The sequence below is a fragment of the Streptomyces sp. NPDC107581 genome (genome assembly GCF_055657175.1).
Genome location: NZ_JBVKBH010000013.1, coordinates 240,402 through 266,325, shown reverse-complemented (window position 1 = coordinate 266,325; position 25,924 = coordinate 240,402). Strand labels below are relative to the sequence as shown.

Annotated in this window: 18 protein-coding genes; 7 read left to right on the top strand and 11 right to left on the bottom strand. The window is 69.7% G+C overall.

Going from position 1 to position 25,924, the window contains the following annotated elements; all coding sequences use genetic code 11:
- Positions 1-19 precede the first annotated feature (19 nt).
- Complete coding sequence (gene eccD / locus ACZ7P3_RS30375) at positions 20-1,522, bottom strand: type VII secretion integral membrane protein EccD (protein ID WP_472086502.1); 1,503 nt, start codon at positions 1,520-1,522, stop codon at positions 20-22.
- A gap of 300 nt (positions 1,523-1,822) precedes the next feature.
- Here eccD and eccCa point away from each other — a divergent pair, with 300 nt between their 5' ends.
- Together eccCa and ACZ7P3_RS30365 are read left to right on the top strand one after the other, a co-directional pair.
- Complete coding sequence (eccCa, locus tag ACZ7P3_RS30370; RefSeq protein ID WP_472086474.1) at positions 1,823-5,788, top strand: type VII secretion protein EccCa; 3,966 nt, start codon at positions 1,823-1,825, stop codon at positions 5,786-5,788.
- Positions 5,789-5,976: 188 nt separating this feature from the next.
- Positions 5,977-6,639, top strand: coding sequence for a protein kinase family protein (locus ACZ7P3_RS30365; protein WP_472086472.1), 663 nt, complete (start codon positions 5,977-5,979; stop codon positions 6,637-6,639).
- A 73-nt stretch (positions 6,640-6,712) separates the two neighbouring features.
- On the opposite strand, the gene ACZ7P3_RS30360 is transcribed toward ACZ7P3_RS30365, so the two are convergent.
- From ACZ7P3_RS30360 to ACZ7P3_RS30325, 8 genes are all read right to left on the bottom strand, one after another.
- Entirely contained in the window at positions 6,713-8,803 is a 2,091-nt protein-coding gene (locus ACZ7P3_RS30360) for a protein kinase domain-containing protein (protein ID WP_472086471.1), read from the bottom strand.
- 34 nt (positions 8,804-8,837) lie between these two features.
- The gene (locus ACZ7P3_RS30355; protein ID WP_472086470.1) at positions 8,838-11,078 is read right to left on the bottom strand and encodes a protein kinase domain-containing protein; all 2,241 of its coding nucleotides are present in this window, start codon (positions 11,076-11,078) and stop codon (positions 8,838-8,840) included.
- Positions 11,079-11,086: 8 nt separating this feature from the next.
- Positions 11,087-12,061 (bottom strand): protein kinase family protein, encoded by a 975-nt coding sequence (locus ACZ7P3_RS30350; protein ID WP_472086469.1) that lies wholly within the window; start codon positions 12,059-12,061, stop codon positions 11,087-11,089.
- 111 nt (positions 12,062-12,172) lie between these two features.
- Positions 12,173-12,475 (bottom strand): WXG100 family type VII secretion target, encoded by a 303-nt coding sequence (locus ACZ7P3_RS30345; protein WP_472086467.1) that lies wholly within the window; start codon positions 12,473-12,475, stop codon positions 12,173-12,175.
- A 38-nt stretch (positions 12,476-12,513) separates the two neighbouring features.
- Positions 12,514-12,855, bottom strand: a complete 342-nt coding sequence (locus ACZ7P3_RS30340; protein WP_472086466.1) for a WXG100 family type VII secretion target — start codon at positions 12,853-12,855, stop codon at positions 12,514-12,516.
- Between the two features lie 111 nt (positions 12,856-12,966).
- Entirely contained in the window at positions 12,967-14,211 is a 1,245-nt protein-coding gene (locus ACZ7P3_RS30335) for a S8 family serine peptidase (RefSeq protein WP_472086465.1), read from the bottom strand.
- A gap of 49 nt (positions 14,212-14,260) precedes the next feature.
- Entirely contained in the window at positions 14,261-16,036 is a 1,776-nt protein-coding gene (locus ACZ7P3_RS30330) for a hypothetical protein (protein ID WP_472086464.1), read from the bottom strand.
- Positions 16,033-16,515 (bottom strand): hypothetical protein, encoded by a 483-nt coding sequence (locus ACZ7P3_RS30325; protein WP_472086462.1) that lies wholly within the window; start codon positions 16,513-16,515, stop codon positions 16,033-16,035. Before ACZ7P3_RS30325 ends, ACZ7P3_RS30330 begins: the two co-directional genes overlap by 4 nt.
- Before the next feature lie 498 nt (positions 16,516-17,013).
- On the opposite strand from ACZ7P3_RS30325, the gene ACZ7P3_RS30320 reads away from it, so the two are divergent.
- The 3 genes from ACZ7P3_RS30320 to ACZ7P3_RS30310 all read left to right on the top strand — a co-directional run bounded on the left by ACZ7P3_RS30320 (position 17,014) and on the right by ACZ7P3_RS30310 (position 20,455).
- Entirely contained in the window at positions 17,014-17,520 is a 507-nt protein-coding gene (locus ACZ7P3_RS30320; RefSeq protein WP_472086460.1) for a hypothetical protein, read from the top strand.
- A gap of 74 nt (positions 17,521-17,594) precedes the next feature.
- Entirely contained in the window at positions 17,595-19,895 is a 2,301-nt protein-coding gene (locus ACZ7P3_RS30315) for a hypothetical protein (RefSeq protein ID WP_472086458.1), read from the top strand.
- Positions 19,896-19,930: 35 nt separating this feature from the next.
- Positions 19,931-20,455: a hypothetical protein gene (locus ACZ7P3_RS30310; protein ID WP_472086456.1), complete on the top strand. Its 525-nt coding sequence runs from the start codon at positions 19,931-19,933 to the stop codon at positions 20,453-20,455.
- Positions 20,456-20,663: 208 nt separating this feature from the next.
- Here ACZ7P3_RS30310 and mycP read toward each other — a convergent pair whose 3' ends face one another.
- Together mycP and eccB are read right to left on the bottom strand one after the other, a co-directional pair.
- Entirely contained in the window at positions 20,664-21,929 is a 1,266-nt protein-coding gene (gene mycP, locus ACZ7P3_RS30305; RefSeq protein WP_472086455.1) for a type VII secretion-associated serine protease mycosin, read from the bottom strand.
- Positions 21,930-21,940: 11 nt separating this feature from the next.
- The gene (eccB, locus tag ACZ7P3_RS30300) at positions 21,941-23,470 is read right to left on the bottom strand and encodes a type VII secretion protein EccB (protein ID WP_472086453.1); all 1,530 of its coding nucleotides are present in this window, start codon (positions 23,468-23,470) and stop codon (positions 21,941-21,943) included.
- A gap of 197 nt (positions 23,471-23,667) precedes the next feature.
- Between eccB and eccE the strand changes: the two genes are divergently transcribed.
- Both eccE and ACZ7P3_RS30290 read left to right on the top strand, forming a co-directional pair.
- Positions 23,668-25,005 carry a type VII secretion protein EccE gene (gene eccE, locus ACZ7P3_RS30295; protein WP_472086452.1) on the top strand — a complete coding sequence of 446 codons (1,338 nt, stop codon included), beginning with the start codon at positions 23,668-23,670 and terminating at the stop codon, positions 25,003-25,005.
- On the top strand, positions 25,002-25,796 hold the full coding sequence (locus tag ACZ7P3_RS30290) for a hypothetical protein (RefSeq protein WP_472086451.1): 795 nt from the start codon (positions 25,002-25,004) through the stop codon (positions 25,794-25,796). The genes eccE and ACZ7P3_RS30290 overlap by 4 nt, the downstream gene beginning before the upstream one ends.
- Positions 25,797-25,924 lie beyond the last annotated feature (128 nt).

Genomic DNA, 25,924 nt, shown 5'->3' with positions numbered 1-25,924 from the left:
GTTCCCGGCGGCCCGGTGCTCATTTGCTGGTCATCGCCCGCGCGGTCGCGTAGACGTCGAAGACGGCCAGGGTGAGCGGGATCAGCGTCAGGAGGACGAAGCCCTCGCAGATCTCCAGGAAGCGGCCCCAGAACGGGGTCAGCCCGCCGCGCGGCAGGATCAGGCCCAGCGCCGTCACCAGCGCCGCGGCGGCACCGATGGCCGCGAGCAGCCAGATCGTGCGGACTTCCAGGTCGGTGCGGTTGCCGCTCAGCGCCTCGATCATCACATGGCGCGGCGGGTTGAGGGCGAGTCCGAGGCCGAGCAGGACCAGGGAGCCGAGGCCGGCGGCGAGGACGGGCGCGACCTGGGCGGTGTACCGGAAGAGGCCGGCGCGCATCAGCATCGCGACGCCGGTGGCGAGCGCCAGCAGTTGGGCCCAGACGTCGTCGGAGAAGCCCAGGACCGCCGAGGCGCCGACGGCGAGGACGGCGCAGCCGCCGACGAGGCCGACGAGGAGCTCGTGGCCGCGCCGGGCCTGTGCCTCGATGCGCTCGGTGTCCACGGGCTCCGCAGCGGCGGCCTCGGTGCCGTAACCGGGGCGGGCGGGGCCGCTGCTGGGGTTCTCGAAGCCGATCGGCAGCCGGGCGAAGCGCATGGACATACCGGGCAGGAAGGCGAGCGCGCCCACGGCGATGGGCGCGCACACGCCGGCCGTCTCGGTCGGCGACCAGTTGGCCAGGGTCGCGGCGAAGACGGCGACCAGGGCGATCGCCGAGGCGAACACGAAGGCCACGAACGGCCCGTCGCCGTGCGGGGAGCACAGGGCGAGGATCAGGGCCGCGACGAGAACGGCGGCGCACGCCAGCAGGAACTGGAGTCTGCCGATGCCCTCCCCGTGGGTGAGCGGCAGCAGTCCGCTGCCCGCGACGCCGATGTTGGGCAGCGCGCCGAGGCCCAGGGCGACGGCCGAGCCGCGGTCGTCGTAGACGCGGGCGCGGACCGCGGAGAGCACGACCAGGAGGATGCCGGTGACGGCGGCGAGGATGCCGGCCAGCCCGTGCATGTCATGGCGCGGGTCGGCGGTCCAGGCGACGAACGCGAGCAGCGTCGGCAGCACCCCGCCGCCGACGAGGCCCGCGGCCCGGGTGAGGTCACCGCTCCACAGCTTGTGCTGCTTGGTGACGGCGGAGGCGACGGCCTCGGCGACGTCGTCGAAGACGGCCGGCGGCAGGGAGTCCGCGAACGGGCGCAGCGTGAGGAGCTCGCCGTCGAGAATGCGCTGGGCGGCGAAGGATCGGGCACTGTCCAGCACGGTGCCGTCGGTGCGGACGAGGTGGTAACCGACCGGAGCGCCCGCGTCGGGGCTCTGCTGGGACAGCCGGAGGATCTCCGGACAGAGGTCGGCGACCGGGACGTCGTCGGGCAGTGCCACGTCGATACGGCTGTCGGGCGCGACGATGGTGACCCGGCAGAATCCGAGTCCCGTGCCGGACCCGGCGGGGGCTCCCGTCCCGGGTCCGCCGGTGGCGGCGGCCGTCATGCTCACCTGCTGCTCCCCCTCAGTGGTGGTGGTGCGTCTGCTTCGTGAAGGTCTCGTGGCGGTTGGCCCTGTGCATGTCGGCACGGGTGCCGCACGGCAGGATTTCGGGGCCTTCCCGCCTGAGAATCAAGGGGTTTGTCCCGGTCTTTCCTGCCTGCTCGGCGTGTGCTCACGCGAACATCCGGCACCCTACCGCTCACCCGTGTGGCGTGAACTCAGTAGGATCACGCGGCGGCCTGCGCTCGCCGGACACGGGGCGGCGGGCGGAAAGCCTGGGTCGGGCAAGGGAATTGGTGAGCAGTGAGCCAGATTGTCGTCAAGCGCCCCGCTAGGGCGCTGCCGTCCGAAGTGCCCACGGAAGAGGTCGTTGTCCAGCCACCGCCCGAATTGCCGCGGGGGCATCAGGAGAGCGTGCTGATGCAGCTCCTGCCCACGCTGGGCATGGGCGGTTCGGTGGTGTTCTTCTTCACGAACGGTCAGCCGTTCATGAAGATCATGGGCATGATCATGATCGCCTCGACGGTGGCGATGTCCATCGCGATGGTGGTCCGCTTCCGCCGTGGCTCCCAGGGCCAGTTGGCCGACATGCGGCGCGACTACCTCAGCTATCTCTCACAGGCACGCAAGTCCGCCGTGCAGACGGCGAAGGCGCAGCGCGACGCCCAGTACTACCTGCACCCCGCCCCCGAACAGCTGTGGGCGCTCGTCGCCGAGGGCAGCCGGGTGTGGGAACGGCGGCCCGGTGACGAGGACTTCGCGCATGTGCGCATCGGTCTGGGCCCGCAGCCGCTGGCGACGCCGCTGGTCCCGCCGGAGATGGGACCCGTGGAGCAGCTGGAGCCGCTGACCGCGGGCGCCATGCAGCGTTTCCTCGCCACCCACAGCACCCTCGGCGATCTGCCGATGGCGGTCTCGCTGCGCGCCTTCTACCACGTCACCGTGAGCGGTGAGCCGCAGTCGGTACGCGCCACGGCCCGGGCGCTGGTCGGCTCGCTCGCCTCGCTGCACTCCCCCGAGGACCTGGTCGTCGCGGTCGCCGCCGGACGGGAGGCGCTGCCGCACTGGGACTGGGCGAAGTGGCTGCCGCACGTGCAGACGTCCGGTGCCCTGGACGGCGCGGGCACCCGCAGGCTGATCAGCGCCGACGTCCGCGAGCTGGAGGACCTGCTGTCCGCCCGGCTGAACGGTCGCCCGCGCTTCCACCCCGGCGCCGCACCGGTGCTGGACGAACCGCACATCGTGCTGGTCCTGGACGACCTGTCCCTGCTCCCCGACTCCGTGCTCGCCAACCCGGAGGGCCTGCAGGGCGTCACCGTGGTCGAGGTGGTGGCGGGCGAGCTGACCGTGGGCGGCGGCGATCTGTCCGTGGTCGTACAGCCGGGGTCCCTCAGCCTGGAGTCCGGGCACGGGATGGTCTACGAGGGCACCCCCGACGCCCTCTCCTACGAGTCGGCCGAGGCGCTGGCCCGGCAGCTGGCCCCGCTGCGCATGGCCTCCGGCGGTGACGACGACGAGCCGCTGCTCGCCAATCTGGAGTTCACGGACCTGCTGGGCCTCGGCGACGCGGCCTCCGTCGACACCAAGCGGACCTGGCGACCGCGCGCGCTGGCGGAGCGGCTGCGGGTGCCGATCGGTCTCGGCGAGGACGGCCGTCCGGTGATGCTGGACCTCAAGGAGGCCGCGCAGGAGGGCATGGGCCCGCACGGCCTGTGCGTCGGCGCGACCGGTTCCGGCAAGTCGGAGCTGTTGCGCACCCTGGTGCTGGGCCTCGCCGTCACGCACTCCTCGGAGACCCTGAACTTCGTCCTCGCGGACTTCAAGGGCGGTGCCACCTTCGCCGGCATGGCGCAGATGCCGCACGTCGCGGCCGTGATCACCAACCTGGCCGACGACCTGACGCTGGTCGACCGCATGGGCGACTCGATCCGCGGTGAGCTGAACCGGCGCCAGGAGATGCTGCGCGACGCGGGCAACTACGCCAACATCCACGACTACGAGAAGGCCCGCGCGGCCGGCGCTCCGCTGCAGCCGATCCCGTCCCTGGTCCTGGTGATCGACGAGTTCAGCGAGCTGCTCACCGCGAAGCCGGACTTCATCGAGATGTTCGTGCAGATCGGCCGTATCGGCCGATCGCTGGGCGTGCACCTGCTGCTGGCCTCGCAGCGCCTGGAGGAGGGCCGGCTCCGCGGCCTGGAGACGTACCTCTCCTACCGGATCGGTCTGCGCACCTTCTCCGCGGCCGAGTCGCGTGCCGCCCTCGGCGTCCCCGACGCCTACGAACTCCCCAACGTCCCCGGCTCCGGCTTCCTCAAGTTCGGCACGGACGAAATGGTCCGCTTCAAGGCGGCCTACGTCTCCGGCGTCTACCGCACGGGGCCGCAGCGTTCGGCCCTCGCGGGCGGACCACTGCCGGTGGACCGGCGGCCCGTGCTGTTCACGGCGGCGGAGGTGCCCGTGCAGTACACCGTCGTGCCGCAGCAGCGCACCCAGTCCGCGCCGGACGTGGCCGACGCGCTGGCCGACACGGTCCTCGACGTGATCGTGCGCCGGCTGGAGGCCCAGGGCCCGGCGGCGCACCAGGTCTGGCTGCCGCCGCTGGAGAGCCCGCCTTCGCTGGACGCGCTGCTGCCCGGCCTCGCCGCGGTGCAGGGCCGCGGTCTGACCCAGCCCGGCTATGAGGGCGCGGGGCACCTGGTCGTGCCGGTCGGCCTGGTCGACAAGCCCTACGAGCAGCGCCGCGACCGACTGCTGCTCGACTTCTCGGGCGCGGCGGGCCATATGCAGATCATCGGCGGCCCGCAGTCCGGCAAGTCCACCCTGCTGCGCTCGCTGATCTGCTCCTTCGCACTCACGCACACGCCGTACGAGGTGCAGTTCTACGGTCTGGACTTCGGTGGCGGCGGTATGGCCGCGCTGCAGGACCTGCCGCACGTGGGCGGCATCGCGTCCCGCCTGGACCCGGAGCGGGTACGCCGTACGGTCTCCGAGGTGTACGGCGTGCTGACCCGCCGTGAGGAGTACTTCCGCTCGGCCGGGATCGCGTCCATCGCCGACTTCCGGGCCCGCCGCGCGCGCGGTGACATCTCCGTCACCGACCAGCCGTGGGGTGACGTGTTCCTCCTCATCGACGGCTGGGGCAACTTCCGTACGGACTACGAGGCCCTGGAGCCTGCCGTCCTGGACATCGCCGCCCGGGGTCTCGGCTACGGCATCCATGTGGTCATCACCGCGTCGCGCTCGATGGAGGTCCGGGCGAATCTCAAGGACCACCTGATGAACCGCCTGGAACTGCGGCTCGGTGACGTGATGGACTCCGAGATCGACCGCAAGGTGGCGGCGAACGTGCCCGCGGGTGTCCCCGGCCGCGGCCTGTCCCCGCAGAAGCTGCACTTCATGGCGGCCGTGCCGCGGATCGACGGGCTGACCTCCGACACGGACCTCGCCGAGGCCACGGCGGCGCTGACCACCGAGGTCGGCCGGCACTGGCAGGCGCCCGGGGCACCGAAGGTGCGGCTGCTGCCGCGCCAGCTGGAGGCCGTCGAACTGCCGCCCGGTGACCGCTTCGTGAAGCGGGGCGTCGCCTTCGCGCTCGACGAGGAGAACCTGGAGCCGGTGTTCCTGGACTTCGAGCAGGACCCGTTCTTCCTGATCTTCGGCGAGAGCGAGTCCGGCAAGTCCAACCTGCTGCGGCTGCTGATCCAGCAGCTGACGCTCCGCTACGGCGGCGACGAGGCGAAGTTCTTCGTCGTCGACAACCGGCGCTCGCTGCTGGACATCACCCCGGCCTCGCACCTGGCCGAGTACATCCCGATGTCGAGCCAGATGGACCATCACATGACGGCCCTTGCGGACCTGATGCAGCGCCGCACGCCGACGGCCGACGTCACCGCGCAGCAGCTGCGGGAGCGGAGTTGGTGGCGCGGCCCGCAGGTGTTCGTGGTCGTCGACGACTACGACCTGGTCTCCACGTCCAGCGGCAACCCCCTCGGCGGCCTGACGGAGATGCTGCCCTTCGCCCGTGACGTCGGCGTCCGCTTCATCGTCGCCCGCTCCTCCGCGGGCGCGGGCCGGGCCTCGTACGAGCCGTTCATGCAGCGCATGAAGGAACTGGGGGCCCAGGGAATCGTCCTGGCCGGCGACCCGGCGGAGGGCGACATCCTCAACGGCGTCCGGCCGCGGCCGATGCCGGCGGGACGGGGCGTCTTCGTGTCGCGGAAGCGGGGCAAGCCGTTGGTCCAGACCGGCCTGGTGGACGTGGAGTACTGAGCGCACTGCGCCGACAGCCGCACTGACGAAGGCCCCGCCTCCGGGCGGGGCCTTCGGATCTCCTCCCTGATCGAGGGCCGGCAGCTGCACGGCGCCAAGGACGGCACCGACGATCTCGTCGGCAACGCCACCATTGCGGGATGGGACGCCAGTAGTGGGTACCTGAGCAACACGAAGGAGCGCCCCCGGTGGAGACGCCGCAGAGAAACCGGCCGCAACTCGCATCCTGGGAGAATGGGAAAGTCATCATTCTATTTCTGACAGCCCTTGGACTCCTCTGCGGCGCCGGATGGATTTTCCTGAACAAAGGCCTCTATCTACTCCCGGACAAAATGCGCGAAGGCACCCTTGAAAAGGGCACGGTCAAGCAGGTGTTGCCGCAGGCCCGATCGGCCGACAGCGGCTCCGGCACCCAGGGTGCCGGGGATCGGCTCTCCTTCTGGTGCCACGTCGACACCAGCAATGATTCATTGCTCTCCGGAGAAGCGCGGGTGCGGCCCGTCTCCCGCAAGGACTGGCTCGAATACTATCGGGATTCCAGGGCGAAGAATCAGATCGTCCGGGTCTCCGTGGACGGAATGGAAGCTCTGGCTCAGATAAATTCTGATGCGAACACTTCAGCGGTGTACGTGCCCTGTACGCCGCCGGGTGTCCCCGACCACAACGCGTCCCAGCCCTACGCAGTGGTCGGTGAGGCCCGCGTCAACGGACCTGCCGAGGCCAAGGGCGTCCCGCTGCGGCAGACACTGACCGACTTCGCCTATGAGCTCACCCAACATGCCTACGAACTGGCCGAGTGCAAGGCTCCCCGCGACTTTCCCGAGGAACTGCCGCGGTACAAGGACCACTGATGAAGGACGGCGGATCGTCGCGGCCATCAGGGGGTGACCGTGTCCGCCCGTGACGTCGCGGCCGGGGATGTGGTCAGAAGACCGGAAAGGCGATCAGGGAACCCTTGGCAGTGGCGAAGGCTCGATTGCCCGCACCCGCGAGGCCGACAGAGACTTTCACACCGAAGAACGGGGCAATGTCGTAGGTCCAGATCCCCGAGCCGTCCTTGACGCTCAGGGCGCGTAGCGTGGTGCCGTTGTACGGGTCGTCGGTCACCCATGCGCCGTTCCCCTGAACAAGAACCGGTCCATGGCCGTTCTCCGACGACGACCACTGCTCTTCACCTTTGCCGATGTGCAGCCGCCTGACCGCATCGCCGATGGTCACATACACGGAGTCGCCCAGCACCTCGGCAGGGCTCCATTCCGAGGAATCCGCGTATGTGTCCGTCACCTGCCAGAGTTCCTTTCCGTCCGACATTCTCCGTGCCGAGAGCGATTTGCCGTTGAGGTACACGACCCCGTTCCGCGCCACCGGAACGAGTTGGGTCTTCCGCGCCTGGTTGTACATCGTCCACAGCGGGCGGCCGGTCTTCGTGCTGACCGCCCAGGCATGTCCACCCGTGGTCGAGACGACCAGCGTCCGGCTGTCGGCCGCGCCCTGGGGATAGACGCTGGTCCGGAACCGGTCCGGTATCGGCACGGTCCAGCGGATCCTCGCGTCGGAGCGGCCCACGGCGCGCAGCCGGTGGTCCTTGGTCACCACGTACACGGCCTGCTCGTCGGCGGCCAGCAGTGCCTTGGCGTCCGCCTTCGCCGTCCACTTGCGCTCACCCGTGGACGGCACGAAGGTGTGCAGCGTGCCTTCGGTGTCGGCGGCCACGAGCAGACGGTCGGAGAGCGAGAGACAGCGGCTCCTCGCCGACACGTCCGAGGCCTGCCAGCGGCGTTTGCCGTCGACGACGTTGTACGCCGCGATGCCGTCGGACACGGTGTCGGCGATGACGACGTCCCGGATCGGCAGCGGAGCCGGTGACTGGGCTCCCACCACCGCGTCGTGGACCCAGAGCGGCTTCACCGGCTCACCGACGATGAAGTCGCCGTCGTCGGCGGAAAGGACGCGTGCCGCCGGTGTCTTCGCCGCGGGCGGGAGGGTGAACAGGTCCTTCCGGCTGTGGCCGCCGTCGCGCAGCAGCCACCACCCCGTGCCGCCGGTCGCCGCGAGCAGCGCGCCACCGGCCGCGAACCCGGTCAGCAGTCCTCTCCGGCTGGGCCCCGTCCCGGTCTGCGTCGTCAGCAGCGGCGCGGTCAGTTCCCGCACCTCACGCTCCCGCTCCCTGATCACCTCCGCCACCGGCCCGCGTTTCCACACCGTGCCGGACTTCTTGGGCGGCGCGAAGGCCCCGGCGATCTGCTCGGGCGTGGGCCGCCCCGCCGCGTCCTTCGCGAGACACGGGGCGATCAGGGCGTGCTGCTCGGGTGAGAGGCCGTGCCAGCGCGGTTCACCGTGGACGACCTCGTACTGGACGGCGGCCACGTGCGTGCCCTCGAACGCCCGGTGACCGGTGGCCGCGTACACGAGGACGGCGCCGAGCGAGAAGACGTCGGCGGCCGAGGTGACGCGCCGGCCGAGCGCCTGCTCGGGGGCGCCGTACCCCGGAGTGACCGGGATCTGCCCGGTTGTCGTGAGCGTGAGACCGTGCTCCGGGCGTGCGATGCCGAAGTCGATGACACGAGGACCGACGGAGGTGAGCACGATGTTCGGCGGCTTGAGGTCGCGGTGGACGAAACCGGCGGCATGGATGTCGCGCAGGGTGCCGGCGACGGACACGGCCAGAGCGCGCAGTGTCGCCTCGTCCAGCGGGCCCTGCCGATCCACCACCTGGTCCAGGGTCGGTCCGGCGAGGAACTCGGTGGCGATCCACGGCCGGCCGCCTTCGGTCTGTGCACCCAGCACGGCCGCCACACCCGGGCTGCGCACGGCCTGGGCCGCCAGCGCCTCGCGCACGAACCGTTGGGCGAGCCCGGTGTCGTGGGCGAGTTCGGGCCGGAGCACCTTCACAGCGGCGACGGTGCCCGCGTGGTCCTGACCCACGTACACCTTGCCCATGCCGCCCTCGCCCAGCACACCGAGCAGCCGGTACGGGCCGAGCCGGATCGGGTCGCCGGTCCCCAGGGGTCTCATCGCTTGTCGCCTTCTCTTCTCTGCACCGGTCGGCTCACCGCAGCGGGAAGGCCGCGAGGAAGTGACCGCCCAGCGCGATGATCTCCCCCGCCTTCTCATGGATCATGAAGCGGTCGCCGGTGGTCCTGTAGGAATGCGCCGGGGCACGGGAGGACAGATCGATCGCCCACAGCCGCGCACCTCGCCTGCTGTACACGAAGTCGGACCCGATCAAGGGCGCGGCCTGCAGGTCCGCCTTCGTCCCCTGGCCGCCCTTCTCCTGCCACTTGACGCGGCCGCTCACCGGGTCGAAGGCAACGAGCCCGAGACCCTTCTCGACGGCGTACAGGGTGCCGTCCTTGAGCGCCGGAAGGCCGTACGTGCGGCCCGGGCGCACGGACGTGGAGTCCCAGGCCACACCGCCGTCGCCGAGCCGCAGGGCCCTGAGCCGGCCGACGCCCACGTACAGGTGCTGCGCATCGATGGCCAGAGGCCTCCGCAGCTGGTCGGGGCCGATCCCGTCGAGCTTGCGGTCCCAGCGGACCGTACCCGTACGGGCGTCGCGTACGACGGCATGCACACTGCCGTCGTTGGCCACCTGGAGCGCCACGAAACGGTTCCCCACGACTCCGGCAGCCAGGAAGTACAACTGCGAGGAACCGTTGTGCCGCCTGGGCAGCGGTGCCATCCACAACCGCCTGCCCGTGCCGATGTCGACCGCGAGCACGTACCAGGACTGGGCCGCGAGAAAACTGAGGGAGAACTTGCCCCGCCCCGCAACCACATAGGCCACCCCGTCCGCGATGCACAGCGCCTGGTTCACCGGGAGGCCATTGAGATCGGAGAACTGCGCAAAAGGCTCTTTCACCTTGCCGGTGAGGGCGTCGATCGAGGCCAGGGCCAGCGGTTTCGCGTGGGAAGCGTCGAATTTGCCACCGGGGCCGATGTAGCCGTCGTCCACATTCGTCGTCACGATGATGCGCTCGCCGTCGGAGGCGGCCTGCCAGACCTCATCCGAGTCGTCCGACGTCCAGTCGGCCTTTCCGGTCCGCGCCATGACACCGTTCAGGCCCCTGTCGACCATCAGCACCACGAGGTCGGCAACGGCGTGCAACTGCGCCGGGAAGGTGGACAGGGGTTCGTCCGGGAAGTAGCCGTGGTCCGGGTCCGCCACCTGGATCTGCCACAGGGAGTCCAGTTGCTTCTTCGGCAGCAGCTTGTTGCTGGGCCCGGGCACAGGCTGTGTCTTCGGGCCGCCGGTCCACTCGCTCCAGGTCAACGCTCCCGCCGTCCCGGCCGCGACGGCCAGCGCCGCGCCTGCGCCGGTGAGCAGCATCCTCCGACGGGACCACCGTACGGGGACCGTCGGCGCGGCCGGGTCCGGATCCTCGGCAGGAGCCGGCAGGCGCTGCGGTGCGACCTGCCAGACCTCGGTCGCCCGCCGAGCGATGTCGGCGAGGAGCGCGTCCGGCAGATGATCGGCGAACTCACCGTTCCCGTCGTGCAGTTGGGAGGCGAGCCGGCCGGTCGTCGGCCGCCGGAAGGGATTCTTGTCCAGGCACTGCGCGAGCACCGGCACGAGGCTGTCCGGCACACCGCTCAGGTCGGCCTCGGTGTACTGCACCCGGTACAGCAGGTCCGCCGCCTGACCATGCCCGAACGGCGGGCGCCCGGTGGCGGCGAAGACGAGCAGACCGGCGAGCGCGAAGACATCGCCCGCGGCCGAGTGCTCCTGCCCGCTCGCCTGTTCCGGCGACATGAAGGCGGGGGTGCCGACGGCGGCCCCGATCCGGGTGAGGTGGTCGTCCCCGGCCGCGCGGGCGATACCGAAGTCGATGACCTTCGGCCCGTACGCGGCGATCAGGATGTTGGACGGCTTGAGGTCGCGGTGGACGACGTCCGATGCGTGCAACTGCCCCAGCGCCCCGCACAGCGCCGCCCCCAGCGCCCGTACGGAGGCCTCGGGCAGCGGACCGCACAGCTCCACGGCGTCGTCGAGGGGCGGCCCGAGCACGTACTCGGTCGCGAACCACGGCGTCTCGGCCCGCGGATCCGCGTCCACCACCCCGGCGCCGAACCGTTCCCCCACGACCCGCGCCGCGTCGGTCTCCAGCCGGAACCGGGTGCGGAAGGCCGGGTCGGAGGCGATGCGGGCGTGCATCGTCTTCAGTGCGACGGTACGGCCGCCTGCCGTACGCGCGAGATAGACGGTGCCCATGCCGCCGCTGCCGAGGCGGGCGATCGGACGGTACGGGCCGAGCGCTAGGGGGTCGTCGTGCGTGAGGGGGGAGGGCATGGCCGTCGTCAGTTCGGTTGAGGGAGGGGGCTGGTGGGCGGTGCGGGCGTCGCCTCGACGGAAATCTCCGCGGTGAGGACGGCGGCCGACTGGTGGGCGAGGGCGGCGATGACGCGACCGGGGAGCCAGCCGGGGGTGAGGAGAGCGGCGGAGCGGTCTGCGGCGCCGGTCCCGGTCCCCGCGTCCGTGCCCACGCACAACGCATCGATCAGCTCGGCCAGTTGCGGACGGCCGCTGGGGTCGCGCGACAGGCAGCGGGCGATGAGCGTGCGGAAGGCGGCGGGAAGTTCGTCCCGTTCGGGCGTCGTATGGCCGGTGGCCGCGTAGGCGAGCGTCGCCCCGAGGGCGTGGACGTCCCCGAGGGGACGCGGACGTCCTCCGGACGCCTGTTCCGGCGGCAGACTGCCCGCTTCCAGCCCCGGGAGCCCGGAGCGGGGCGAACCGTCCGGCGCAGCCGCGCGCACCGCGCCGTAGCAGGAGAGACGGGGCCCGTCGGCGGCGAGGAGAACGGCCGCCGGTGACACACCGGCGAAGGTCAGCCCCTGCCCGTGCAGGACGGCCAGCGTCCCGGCGAGGGCCACGCCCAGGCCGCGTACGGTCCGCTCGGGCAGCGGACCGCCGTGTACGGCGAGGGCGGTCGGCAACGGCAGCACGGGCCGGTACGGCCGGGAGTACCAGGCGGGCTCGCCCGGACCGGCCAGGGCCGTGGCCGGAGCGGCACAGGGCCCGAGCAGGTAGCGGGAGCCGTCCGCCTCGGCCAGGAAGCGCTGGGTGTCGGTTCCCGGTTGCGGCAGGGAGAGCAGGACGGTGTGCTGACCGTCGGCACTGCGGGCGATGTAGCGCCGCTCGGGGACGGGGAGCTTGGTACGCGGATCGTCCAGCGCGGTGATGAGGGTGTACGGGCCCACTCGCTGCCGCGTCCTCGCGGCTCTGCCCGCTTCTTCCCCGGCGGCCACATCCGTGGCGCCACCTGTGGAGTGCATTCCCTGTCCTGTTTGTTCCGCTGAGCCGAGTCCGTCCCGGACACGACTGGGGGCGGGCACCCTCCGTGCGTGCCCACCCCGCAGTCGCGACGCGCCGATGCTCCCGGCCGCTTACTGGAAGTAGCTGGCGGCCTTCTTGTCGCCGCCCATGTAGTCGCCGCCGGCGGCGTGCACGGCCCGGCCGATGGCGACGAGCGCCTCGTGGATGCCCCGCGCCTCGCGGTCCCACGCGGCCTGCTCCTGGACGTACGTGGTGTGGGCCTCGCCCTCCCACATGCTGGAGACGTGCTGGACCTTGGCCTTGATGGCTTCGAGGCCCTGCTCGAGCTTCTCGGCCTGCTGACCGATCTGAGTCGCCATCTCGTCGAGACGGTCGTAATGGACTTCGGTCACGCCGCTGTTGTGGACGCCCATGATTCCTCCGTTGCTGAGAAGTGGTGGTCTGGCCGGGATCAGTAGTTCGTCAGCGCCGAGTGCGAGCCGCCGAGGTCCACGTCGATGCTCTGGACCTTGGCGCGGACCTCATCCTCGGTGTGGTCGTTGATCTTCATGGTGGAGTTCATGCCCTCGATGAACTTGACCAGGATGTTGCCGATCCGGACCATGCGCTCGTTGATCTCGGTCTGCTTGGAGTTGAAGGCGCCGGCGCCGATACCCTTCCAGTGACCCTCAAGCGTGTCGATCATGTGCTGGAGGCGCCCGAGCTGACCCTTGATGTCGTCGAACTGGGTCAGCAGCTCCTTCTCCAGGCCGACAATCTGATCTTTAGTGATCTTCTGAGTGCCTGTCGCCATTTCCATGCCTTTCTTTGTGAACTGACCTTGCCGGGCGCTGGGTCAGGCCCAGCACCCATGACAAGCGGGCCTCTGCCCACTCGGCGAGTGAGCAGGTCTGCGGGAGACCACTCAGGCGTTACGACGTGCCCGCAGCACGCCGAAACCGGCGCCTCCGACGACGAGTACGGCCGCAACGGCGCCGATGATCACCCACGTCGTCGTGTCGCTCCCGGAGCCGGAGTCCTTCGCGGCGGAGGTGGGGCCACTGGTGGAACCGGTGTCCTTCGCAGGCCGGCCGTCGGACGGCGCGACCGACAGGCTCGGGGTGGCCGTGACGTCTTCGTCCGCGTCCGTTCCGTTCTCGGCGTACAGGGGATCCCTGTTGGCCGGGCCCGGGTTGATGTCCTTGTCGATCAGCACCCGGCGCGGCCGGATGAGGCCGTAGCCGAGGTACGTACTGGGCTTGTCCTTCGGCCAGGAACGACCGGCGGTGTCGAGCAGCGTCCGGAGGACCTGGTTCGCCGTCCAGTCGGGGTGAACCGACCAGACCAGCGCGGCGGAGGCGGAGGCGATGGCGGAGGCGGGGCTGGTTCCGTCGGTGTCGCAGTACTTGGTGAACGTGCCGTCGCACCAGGCGGGGATGCCGATGCCAGGGGCCGCGAAGTCCACGTAGTCGCTGCGCGTGGAGAACTTGGCCACCGTTCCGGACTTGTCGGTGGCGGACACACCGACGACGTACGGGTCAACGGCCGGATATTCCGGCTTCCCCTTTGCCCCGCTGTTGCCGATGCTGGCGAACATCAGCTTTCCCTTGGAGGCGGCGTACTTGATGGCGTCCTCTTCATCGGAGCTGGGGTACGGGCTACCGATGGACATATTGATGATCTTGGCGTCACTGTCAGCGGCAGCCTTGATGGCTTCGGCGGAGGTGGGGGCCTTCACGTCCTCCTCCCCGCCCTTCAGTGTGCCGATGTGATAGGGAACGATCTTCGCTCCCGGTGCCAATCCCTTGATGCCGCCGCCCGCTCCCGTGCCGGCAATGAGCTCGGCCATTCCGGTGCCATGGCCGTCGGAATCCTTGGTGGCACGGTACGAAACGGACTTTGGCACTTCATCGGCCAGCACCTGCCCCTTGAGCGTTGAAGTCGCCGGATTCACCCCGGTGTCGATGACCGCGACCTTCACCCCTTTACCGGTGCTGTACTTCCATATCTCATCGGCCCCCATCGAGTTCAGATACCACTGCCTCGACTGGATGTCCGATGCCGCAGCCCCTGGAGCCAGCCCCGCGGATGCAATGACCAACGTGCCCAGCGCCGAACAGACGGCTGACAGACGTCTTGCGTTACGCCTCGTCAGGAGGGCAGTCCTCATGCCGCGTCGGCCGGTCCCTGGCTTCATGCCTGCGTACGTCCTCGCTCGTTCAGTCACTCTTCGGTGGCACATCACGCCGCTGCTTCTGCGCCGCGCGATGCTGTTCCTTCTCGGCGCCCCCCGCAACGCGACCGGTCTCGCCGCCAGGGCCCTGTCGATTGCCCACCACGCCGCGACCGCGTCCCGTGTCGCCGCCATTGGTCTCGGACCCCTTGAGTCCCGAGCCGGCGTTTTTCCGGGATGCACCGATCGCACCTTCGGGGCTGCCCGCCGAGCGCAGCACCGCCTGACTCGCACCGGGCTCCGGCTTCGCCGTAGGCGCTCCGACGACCCCTCGCTGGCCGACAACACCCTTCGGCGGCGTGGAGGAAGTCGGCTCCTCGGCGCCGACGACCATACCGCGCGGCACTCGGGGATTGGACGTCGCTCCGGACGTCCGCCCGGGAACCGGCTTGCCACCCACGACCCCGCTGCGCCCAGCGCCGACGGGACCGGAGGTGCCCGCACGTCCTCCAGACGTACCGGTCATCCTCGGTGTTCCACCCGTGACACCACGGCCCATGGGCGCTCGCCCGGTTTGCTGCGTGCCCCCCTTCATGGGCGACTGCCCCATCGGAGTCGCACGCCCCGTGGCCCGTGCAGCCTGCCCCAGGGGCTCCTGCGGTACGCGTCCACCGGCGCCGCCACGCCCCACAGGCCCCTGCGGGACTCGACCGCCTCCGGTACCTGAGGGACCGGTTCGGCCCTGCGCGGACACGGGCAGGCGGCCGGTCGGGCCATAGCCGGGGGCACGTCCGACGGTCGGCGCGATCGGAGGGACCACAGGGCCCGGAATCGGCGGAGGCGTCGGCCCGCCTCCACCGGCGGTCGGCACAGTAGGCACTGGGGACGCGGGCGGAGCGGTGGGTGCCGGGGGAGGCAGTGTGTTCACGGTGTTGATTTCCGTGCCTACATCGTGCCCCGGATACCCGACGGGCTCGTGAACCTCCTTGAGGGGCGGCACCACCCCGCCTGTCGCCGTTCCGTGGGGGGCACTCACCGTCGCATGGGGAGCGGTCGCCGTGCCGTGATCGCCCGGCACGCTTCGTCGAACCATTGCCTGCGGCGTCGACGCCCCTGAGTCGATCGGGCGCCGGGCTTCGTCACGAATGTTCGGCCGGGGCACCCCGACATCCGGAATCGCCGCGATCGGCTTCGGCGGATCGTTCACCGTCAGCCCTCCCGCCGCCACCGAATAGAACGAACCCAGCCGGACCATCTGATTGATGGCGTCCTGACGATCCTTCTCGACCTTTTTGGCGAGTGTGTAGTCCGAGTTGCTCTCGACCTGCTTGGCCTTGGGCAGCGTCCAGGGCCGCTTCTGCTCGTCGGCGGGCCGGGTGTCCCGCGGCGGCATGGACTTGCGCACGGAGGCCAGGCCCGTGGCAGCGGTGGAGATCTCCGTACCCGCCATGTGCGCGTACTGCTCGAGCTCCGTGGTGAAATCGAGGAGGGACTTGGTCCAGGTGTGGAAGGTTTTGGCGCCCTCGCCCTCCCAGTCCTCCAAGACCTTGCGGATGTTCTCGCGCAGATCCGTCGCGGCGATGCCGATGGCATCGCGGGCGTCCCACAGGGCTTTTCCGGCCAGCTCCAGATGTTCGGGGTTGGCATGCTCGACCAGATCGATCATGTCGTTGAGATCGCTGTCATCGAACTGGGTCGAGCCGAGCAGCGTACCCCTGAGGAAATTCTTCACCTGCCCGAACGCCGTGGCGGCGGCGGACTGTGCGTCCACCTGCTTCATGCCGGACTGGTACTCGGGCTTCTGCTGCCAGTTGTCGCTCACTTGGAATCCACCCCCGCAGACTTCTGGTCAGTGTGCTGCCTCGTGTCCTTCCGCGGCTGCTCGTCCTTGTGCTTGCCCTTGTGGTCGTCCTCGCGCTTCGCCTTCTCGAACTCGTCGTCGAGCTGCGACTTGATCTTCCAGAAGCGACGCCTCACTTCGTCCTCGGAGAGGTCGTACGTGGCGTCGGCCGCGTGCGAGGCGAGCGTCAGAGCCTCGATGTGCAGCCCCAGGGTCCTGGAGAGGCTCTTGAGGCGCTCGTGGACATGCCCGTACCGATCGAACAGGTTGTTCGCCTCACCGAACGGGATCTGAGGGCCACTGAACGAGGCACGGTCGAGCGCATGATGGGCGATCTTGGACGAACTGCCCGGAGACTCCTCGAACCTGTTCAGGGCTTTGTCCACGTCGTCCTTGAACTTGGACAGCGCATCGACGCCGCGCTTCAGATTCGAGCCGCCACCGTCACTCACCGCGACCACTTCCCCGTCTCCCCGTTCGTACAACCGTCAACAGACCGGGCAGCGGTCACGCACCCCCCGGATCCATCCCTGACCACTGTAGTCACTGAGTAAATCGCGGCCAACTGAACTCTGCGACGGTTCAGTTGCAATGGTGTCCCGAAGTAACCGGCTCCGGAGTCACCCAAGGCCGACAAGGCGGTCAATGCAGGCAGAAGCGTCCGGACATCTGCGCAGAAGTTTCACACCCGTCCGGCGGCCGGGATCTCCGGCGCCGTCGAGACGTGAACTTTGCAATCACAAAACCTCACCCTGAAGGAAGGGCTGTCGCCCGGGCGGACGGTTCGACCACCGCCGGGCCTCGGCAACCAGCACATCTCCGCACAAGAGCCGGGCGGGTGCGACTCCACCGAACTTTCACGCACGGCAAGTCAGACATCCGAGACTTGGGGAAGATTTTTGTCGGCACGGGTTGCTAGCTTGACCTGATGCCGAAATTTCGGAACGGGGGGTCCTTCCATGGCCTGGGACGAGTGGGAGCAGCTCAAGGCACGGGCGACCGAGGGCAAGTCGGCGCGCATGCAGCTGAACCAGGTCGACGGCGGGGGCGGGTACACCGCACAGCCCAGCCGGACCGGTGACCTCAAGGTCGGGCACGACGATCTGGTGAAGATCGGCGGCGCCGCGCACCATCTCTACAACCAGCTCTGGGACAAGGCCCGCGTCGCTGTCCCCAGCAGTGATTCCGCGGCGGGCGACCTGTCGAAGCAGGGCTTCGCCGTCGGGTCAGGGCTCCAGCATGTGTCGAACCGCTGGGAGGACCAGCTGAAGTCCCTGATGGACGCGTGCGCGCAGATCTCCAATCACATGCAGGTCACCAAGAGCATCCACGCGAACGACGAGCACTACATCCAGCGGCAGATGAGCAGCATCGACACGCTGGACGCCGGCTTCGACGAGCGGGTGGGGGCTCCGGGTGACAAGAACTCCTACGGAGAACAGGACAAGAGCAAGAAGAAGGAGTAGCGGCGCCGGGAGGAGACCACGACACCACCCGTCACCCCGACCGAGACCGCTACCCCCAGGGAACGAGACAGCCAATGGACTTCAGCGCCCTGTTCCAGGCCAACTTCAAGCTCCTCGACGATGCCGTCACCGACTGGTCGACGCTCGTCGGGCACCTGGAAGAACTGAAGAAGGACGCCGAGGGCGGCCTGCACAAGGCCGCGAACAAGGCCGACTGGGTCGGTGTGAACGCCCAGGTGTCCAAGGAGTTCATCGGCAGGACCGCCGGTGAGTTCACCGACGCCCACACGCAGGCCACCACCATCAGCAACATCCTGAAAGACACCCGGGACGAACTGAAGGACTACCACCGGCAGCTGACCGAGGCGGTCTCGCGGGGGCAGGGCAAGAACCTCACCGTGATCGACACCGGCCACGGCGGATTCACGGTCACCGGCAGCACCCGCCCCGACTGGCAGTCGGACCCCAGCGGCAACACGAGCGCGACCAGTCAGAAGGACGTGGACGCCCTCCGCGACGAGATCCAGGGCATCCTCAGCAAGGCCACTGAGAGCGACAACTCGGCCAGGACGGTCCTGACGGCAATCGCGGACCAGAGCGCGACGGGCTTCTCCGACGCCGCCTACAAAGACCGGGATGCCGCGGCGGACGCCGTCAAGGAGGCCGACGAACTGGCGAAGCTGGCGAAGAAGGACCCGGACGACCTCTCGGTCAAGGACTTCGACCGGCTCAATGCGGGGCTGAAGAAGTACCACGACGATCCGCTGTTCTCGGAGCGCTTCGCCAGGGACCTCGGCCCCGAGAAGACCCTGGCCTTCTGGGCCGGCGTCAGCGACCCGGCCGTCGCGCCGGACCTCACCCGGGAACGGCGGGAGCAGCTGGGCGAGTTGCAGAGGAATCTCGGACTCACCCTCGCCACCGCCAGCCAGAGCGACTCGGCCGGCATGACCGACTGGAAGCGGCACATGGTCGACATCGGCGACCAGCCGGTGCAGGGCAGACGCGGCAACATTCTCGGTTTCCAGGTCATGAGCAACCTCATGCGGGCCGGGGACTACGACGACGACTTCATGAAGCAGTACGGCAAGAGCCTCATGGAGACGGAACGGAAGTTCACCGGCGACGGCAAACACGTGGCTTGGCAGCGGCTGGGCTTCGACCCGTATCTGAATCACATGCCGGGCGACTCCGGCTGGGATCCGATGTCCGGTTACCTCAAGGGCCTCTCCAACAGCCCCGACGCCGCGACCGACTTCTTCAACGACGACTTCATCCCGAAGGACGGCGACCACAAGAGCGCCGTCTCCAACTTCAAGTACCTCTTCGAGGAGCGGCACTGGCCGCACGAGAGCAACAGCGACCTCAGCCGGGGGGAGAGCACCGACGGCCGCGACAACCTGGCCTCGGCGCTGGAGGCGGCCGCCACCGGGCATCCCGCGGGTGAGCTGCCGACCGATGACACACCCGCGCACAATCCGGGCCAGGCCAAGCTGTTCGAGAGCATCGTCTCGTCGGTCTCGGACGACGACGGACGGCTCACGGACCACAGTTACATGTCCGACAGCATCGGTCAGATCGCCTCCGAGTACCTTCCGGACATCGACCGCGCGACAACCGATGTGGACCAGCACCCGAGCAAGGGCGACGACGACGGCCGGACGGCCTGGGACCGCGTTCAGAAGCTCTACCCCGTCCAAGGCGCGGGTGCCGAACTCGACCGCCGCGAAGCGACGCGGTTCCTGTTCGCCGTCGGCCAGGACCCCAAGGGATATGCGGCCGTCGAAGTGGGCCAGAAGAACTACATGGGCAAGCTGATGGAGTACCACCTCAATCCGGACCTGCCGGAGAGCCAGCGCCCGAATCAGGACGTGGAGCTCACGATCCGGGACGTCGCGCGCCACTCCGGGCAGGTTTCGGGGACCTTGGCCATGGGCCGGAACGAAGCGGTCGCGGGTCCGGCCGATGCCAAGGACAAGGACTTCGACCACTCGGTGGCCCAGTGGAAGAACCTCTTGTCCGGAGGAGTCGGCACCGGCGTCGGCGTCGGCACGTCCTTCATCGCGTCTCCCGCGGTCGGCGCCGGAGTCGGCGGCGCCGCGGGAACGGCGACCAGCATGATGCTGGAGGAGCTCTTCAAGGACGCCGAGGGCAGCGCAAAGGACGATGCCGGTGGCGAGATGGGCAAGAACTGGCAGGACGGCAACGAGAACAACATGAAGTACACAAGGAAGGCCGCCTTCGACGCAGCCAGGGCCTATCACCTGTCGAACACCGGTGATGTGTCCACTTGGGCGGAGGATTCCTCCTCGCAGGGATTCCTTGAAGGCGGCAGCTACATGGAGCGAGTCGGAGCCGAGCTCGTCACGGACATCTGATGTCCGTGACGAGCCGGCCGAAGGAGGCAGGACACATGGTGGCTCGTCGGGCCGCGGCGGTCACAGCGGTGCTCGCGGCGTTCGGTGTGCTCGCCGGATGCTCGGGCCCCTCTGCGAAGAAGGAGTACGACGTCCCCACGGCGCTGTGCGGCGTCTCGGTCGATCCGGACCTGGTCTCCCCCTTTCTCCCCGCCGGCAAGAAGGTCACGGTTGTCGAGACGCACCTCGTGCCCTCCAGGAGGCTGTGCCGGGTGGACGTCGACGGCAAGTGGGCGGTGATGGCGAACCTCCAGTGGTGGGCGGACGACGTGTCCCTCGACACGGTCGCGTACGCCAATCCTCAGCTGGGGAAAGCCGAGCAGTCCGCCGACGACCGCTTCCTCTACAGCGGGACGGGCGCCGTGAAGCTTGTCGACGGATGCAGGGAATCCGGCCGCAGCGGCCATCTGCTCTACACCTCGGTGCGGGTCCGCGTCCCGGACCTCGGCGATGCGCCGGCCATGAAGAAGCTGGCGACCACGTACACCGAGGCCGTCGGGCGCTCCGACGCATGCTCGTAAGACGTCCGGTCCGTACCGCTGTCGGAGGCGGCTGGGCACGGCCGAGTGTTCACAGGGCGGCTGCCCTCAGCACTCCCCCGCCCGGCTCGTCATCGTGAGCACGCACGTGTGTCGCGGGTACGTCCGGCCGGCGCGTCCTGGGTGGGCCTTCCGCACGCCAGGGCCGTCGGGCCCGCGGGCAGGAGGAACAGCAGGACGCTCATGGACGTCATGCCCGGCCCTCCAGGGAGCGCCGCCTCCTCCGCGTGTCCCGCAGTGCCACCGCTCCCCCGCCCAGGGCCGCCACCAGCACCGCGACGCCGATGGCCACGTAGGTCGCGATGCGGGCGGTGCGTTCCTGCGGGGTTTCGCCCAGAGTGAGCTTCGCGGCCGTGGGAGCCTCCGCGTGGCTGAGGCCCGAGTCCGGATGCGGTGACTCGATCGGGTGATCGTCCTCGGTGAGGGCGCGGACCGGGTCCACCACGCCCCAGCCGACCCGGATGTCGTGGCCGGGGATGGAGCGTTCCGCCGTCTGTTCGATCTGGGCGACGACCTCCGCAGGGGTCCACTGGGGGTGTTTGGCCTTGATCAGCGCGGCCACGCCGGCCACGTACGGCGCGGAGAAGCTCGTACCGTTGTCCGAGCAGTGTCCGCCCTTGGGCACCGTGGAGATCATGTCGACGCCGGGGGCGGCGACGCCGACGAAGTCGCCGGACTGGGAGAACGCCGCACGCTCGTTGTTGCGGTCCGAGGCCGCGACGGCGAGGACTCCGTCGAACGACGCGGGATACGTCTTCTTCACATTGCCGCCCACGCCGTCGTTGCCCGCGGAGGCGATGACGACGATCTTGGCGGCGAGTGCCTCGTCGACCGCGCGGTGCAGGTCGTCGTCCGGCTTGATCGCGTTCGTGGTGTCCTGCGAGACATTGATGACCTGGGCCTTGACCTGGATCGCGTGCCGGATCGCCTTGGCGAGGGTGCCGGACGTCCCGTGGCCCTCCGCGTCGTTCTGCTTGATCGGGATGATCGTGGCCTTGGGAGCCAGGCCGACGAAGCCCGTGCCCTGCATGGGGCGGGCGGCGATGATGCCGGCCACCCGGGTGCCGTGGCCCACCGTGTCCGTGGTCGGCTTGGACTTCGCGCCCTCGACCGGCTTGCCCTTGCCGTCCTTCGTGGGCAGGTAGTTGGCGCCCAGGGATCCGTCCACCGCGTGGGTGAGCTGTGGGTTGCTCGTGTCGACGCCGGTGTCGATCACGGCGACCCTGACGTTCTCGCCCTTCGACTGGGTCCACAGTTCGTCCAGGTTGACGCGCTGCAGGGCCCAGGGAGTGCTGGCGTACTTGTGGTTCGTCTTCGAGAACGTGCACTGGTCCGAACCCTCGTCCGCCGCTGCCTGCGACGCCGGGAGGAGGACGGAGGCGGCGGTGGCCAGGGCCGCGGCCAGGGCGGTACGGGTGCGGAGGCCGGGCCGCGTGGTGCTGCGCGTGGACGACATCGGATGCCCCCTTACTGGCCCTGCGGCTGGCGCGCCGCCGACGTGGACAGGCGCGGGCCCGTCGGCAGGAATTCCGACCAGGCCGCGGGGATCGGCGTGGGATCCACATCGCCGTACCCGAGGTGGGTCTGCGCCAGCTTGGCCTCCTGCTGGAGCTCCTGGCGCTCCTTGGCCGTGGTGCCGATGCCGGCGTCGTTCGTCGCGCTGTCGTCGTTGGACTGCAGGGCGTAGCGCAGGCCGGTGTCGGTGGCCAGGAAGACCGGGCCCGCCTTGGTCTCCTTGTTCTGGAACTGGCGGTAGAGCTGGCCGGAGCCGGCGGTGACGTACGCGCTGGAGGAGCCGGTGGGCAGGACGGCCGGGAACTCGGTGCCCGCCCAGGTGCTCAGAGTCGTTTCGCCGGTCTTGGCGTCGACGTCGCGCAGGACGTTGCAGATGGTGTTGCGGCTGCCGCCGGCCGTGGAGGCCTCGTTGACCGCGCTGGGCATCTCGGTGGGCCACTTGTGCTCGGCGCCGAACGGCTGCCCCGGGTTGATGGCACCCGGGCTGACCTCCAGTTCGTGCCCGGCCTGATTGAGCTTCACCAGGGGCTTGCTGGCCAGGAGCAGTCGGGCGACGAAGTCGGAGATCGGGGCGACGCGGCCCGGCAGGACGACGTAGTACTTCTCCTCGCCGTTGACCGGGGCCCTGAGCACCATGCCGACGCGGTTGGCCTGGCTGTCCAGCTGGCCGGGGGCGTGGGCCGGGGCGGTCGGTGTGCCGTCGATCGGCGGGAACGTGATCTGGTCGCCGGGGTGCAGGGTGTCGATCCACTCCCGGGTCACGTGCTGGGGATCGCGGTTGGCGCCCACGAGGGTTTGCAGCAGCAGGGGGTCGGTGCTGTCCACCTTGTACGCCCAGCCCCGCGCGTCCACGACGTAGCGGGTCTTCTCGGGCGTGACGACGTAGAGGAGTTCGCCGCCGTGCAGCTTCTGCTTGGCGCCCTCGGTCTTCTGCATGTCGCGCTTGGCCAGGACGAACGCGGCCTTCTGGATCGAGTCGCCGCTGCCGCTCGGGCGTTCGCAGACGGCCCATCGCTTGGCCGCGCCGGCCTCCTGGCTGGAGGGCAGCCGGTCGGGGGCGTAGGGGATGCCGATGGTGACGCCGTGCGGGATCTTGCCGCTGTCCAGGATCGACTCGTCGACGGTGACGACGTCGACGTCGCTCTGGCTGCTCAGCACGAGTTTGGCCGACGCCATGTTGAGCACCGGATGCAGCTGGACCTTGCCCTTGGTCCGCAGCACCACGTACCGGGTGGTCGACTTGCTGGCGATGATCACCTTCTGGCCGGGATCGTCCCAGCCCTGCGGGGCGGTCGGCTTGAACATGCCCCAGGCCCCGAAGGCCGCCAGGACGACCACGCCGACGATCGTGCCGGGCAGGACGGCGCGCAGCGGCCGCGGCGCGCCTTCGTCCGAGGCATCCGGTGACGACTGCACGAACGACGCGAGCATGCGCCGCTTCGCGAAGGTGTAGGCGTTGAGTTGGTCCCGCCGAGATGCCATCTGTGCCCGTTTCTCCCCGTGTCTCACGCGAAGTGCGCTCGGGGAACAGCTCCCCCGCCCTCCGTTGTCGGACCCGGCCCCTACTATGCCTGGTACGGGGCGAGTCCTGTGGAGCGGGTAGGGTACCTGGGCCTTCAAGGGTCGTGTGCAGGCGCCTGGTTCCAGCGAGTTGTGAGCAAAACGGGGGGGATGGAGTGATGGCTTCCGGAACGCGGACGCGATCGCGCGGCCGGTCGGCGGCACGCGGTCGTACGGATGCGTCCGCGTCGGCGCCACGTGAGGCGTCGGCTCGGCGCGGCGCGGCGCAGCAGCCGGTCACGCTCGGCCTCCGGCCCCGACCGGGCCAGGCCGGTTCATTCCGTTTGCAACGGATCGTTCTGGTGGAGATCGCAGCCGCCGTGCTGCTCGTCGGCTGGGCCGTGGGGATGGTCGCGATGGCGCCTGCCGCGGTCGTCGCCGTGGCCCTGGTGCTCCTGGCCTTCGCCCGGCGCCGGGGCCGTTCGCTCCCGGAATGGCTGGGCACGGCACGGGAGTTGAAGGCGCGTCGGCGTCGGGCCGCGAACACCCCGATACCGCCGGGTACGGAACCGGCCCTGGTGCCCGCGCTCGAATGCGAGCCCGCGCTGCGGACGTACTCCTACAGGGCGCGCGACCGGCGGCCGGTCGGGATCGCCGGGGACGGGACCTTTGTCACCGCGCTGCTCCAGGTGGAGGCCGACGCGACCGCGCTGCGGGCCGAGCGGACCCGGCAGCCGCTGCCGCTGAGGCTGGTGCAGGACGCTCTCGACGTGGACGGGATCCGGCTGGAGTCGGCGCAGATCGTGCTGCACACACAGCCGGCACCCGCGCTGCACCTGCCGCAGCAGTCGGTGGCCGTGTCCAACTATCTGCCGCTCCAGGAGCAGACGGGCGCCCCGGCGGTGCGCATCACGTGGATAGCGCTGAAGTTCGATCCCGAGCTGAGCGCCGAAGCCGTGGCCGCGCGCGGGGGCGGACTGCTCGGGGCGCAGAAGTGTCTCGTACGGGCGGCCGACCATCTTGCCAGCCGGCTGACCGGGGCCGGGTTCCGGGCCCGGGTCCTCGACGAGGAGGAGCTGATCGCCGCACTCGCCACGTCGGCCTGCGCCAACCCGCTGGTCACCGCCGAGGCGGGACGCAGCGAGGTGCGGGAGCGGCGGACCGAGGAGTCCGGACGCAGCTGGCGGTGCGACAACCGGCGGCATACGACGTACTGGGTCAGGCGGTGGCCCCAACTGGGCGGCGGCCGCGGCGAGTCGCTGCCGCAGTTCGTCGCACTCGTGACGGCCATACCGGCGCTGGCCACCACCTTCAGCCTCACCCTCGCGCAGGGTGAGCGGCAGGAGGTGTCGCTGTGCGGACATCTGCGGGTGACCGGCCGCAGTGACGACGAACTCGTGGCCGCGCGGCGCGCGTTGGAGAGCGCGGCGCGGCAGGCCGGGGCCGGGCTGGCCCGGCTCGACCGTGAGCAACTGCCCGGCATGCTGGCCACGCTGCCGCTCGGAGGTGTGCGATGACCACGATCCCGACGATGACGACGGCTCCTTCCGGGGCTCCGGGCACGACGGAGACCTCGACGGCCTCCGGGCTGCGACGGGTGGGAGACCAACTGCGGCACGGACTCGGGCTGATCGGACCCCGGCATGGACGGCACTCGGTGCCCGTGCAGCACCTGGAGATGCTCGCCCTGCCCATCGGGGACGACGGCGTGGTGGCCGGGGTCGATGCCGAAGGGCAGCCGGCCGTGCTGGGGATCAACCGGCCCACGCCGTACGACGTCGTGCTGATCGGCGGGCTGTGGACGGCACAGGTGCTGGCGCTGCGTACGGCGGCCACGGGGGCGCGGGTCGCCGTCGAGACCGGTCGGCCGCAGGCCTGGATGCAGATGGTGCACGCCATGGGCGGCGGCCAGAACGGGCTCGCCGTGTACGAAGTGGGGCGGGTACCGCCGCAGGGTGCGTCGGCCGGGACGCCGGTGCTGGTGGTGCGGGACTGCGGTATGCGCCCGCCGCGCGGGCGCGTGGTCTCGGGGCCCTGGCAGTCCGTGCTGACCCTGCTGCCGTATCTCAGCCCGGTCGCGCCCAGACTGCTGCGGCAGGCGCGGCTCGCCGGTATCCAGCGGGTCTCGCCGGACGAGGCGGCGGAACTGGGACGCACCATGGGGCTGTCCCGGACCGAGGTGGAGTCGCTGCCCGCGCTGCCCGACGGTGTGACGCTCTGGTGCACCGACCGCGACCGGCAGTATGTGATGACGCAACCCACCGATGCCGAGACCGGATTGTTGGGCACACCGCGCCGGATGGACTGAACTGGCCTTTCTTGTCCCATTTGTTCGCCGCGTGCTCGTCACTCGTGCGTGGTTTCTTCGTGGTTTGTTCGCAGCTTGCACCGATGCGCGTGGGTTGAGAGGCGGGCGGGCCTGCCGAGGTGTGCCCC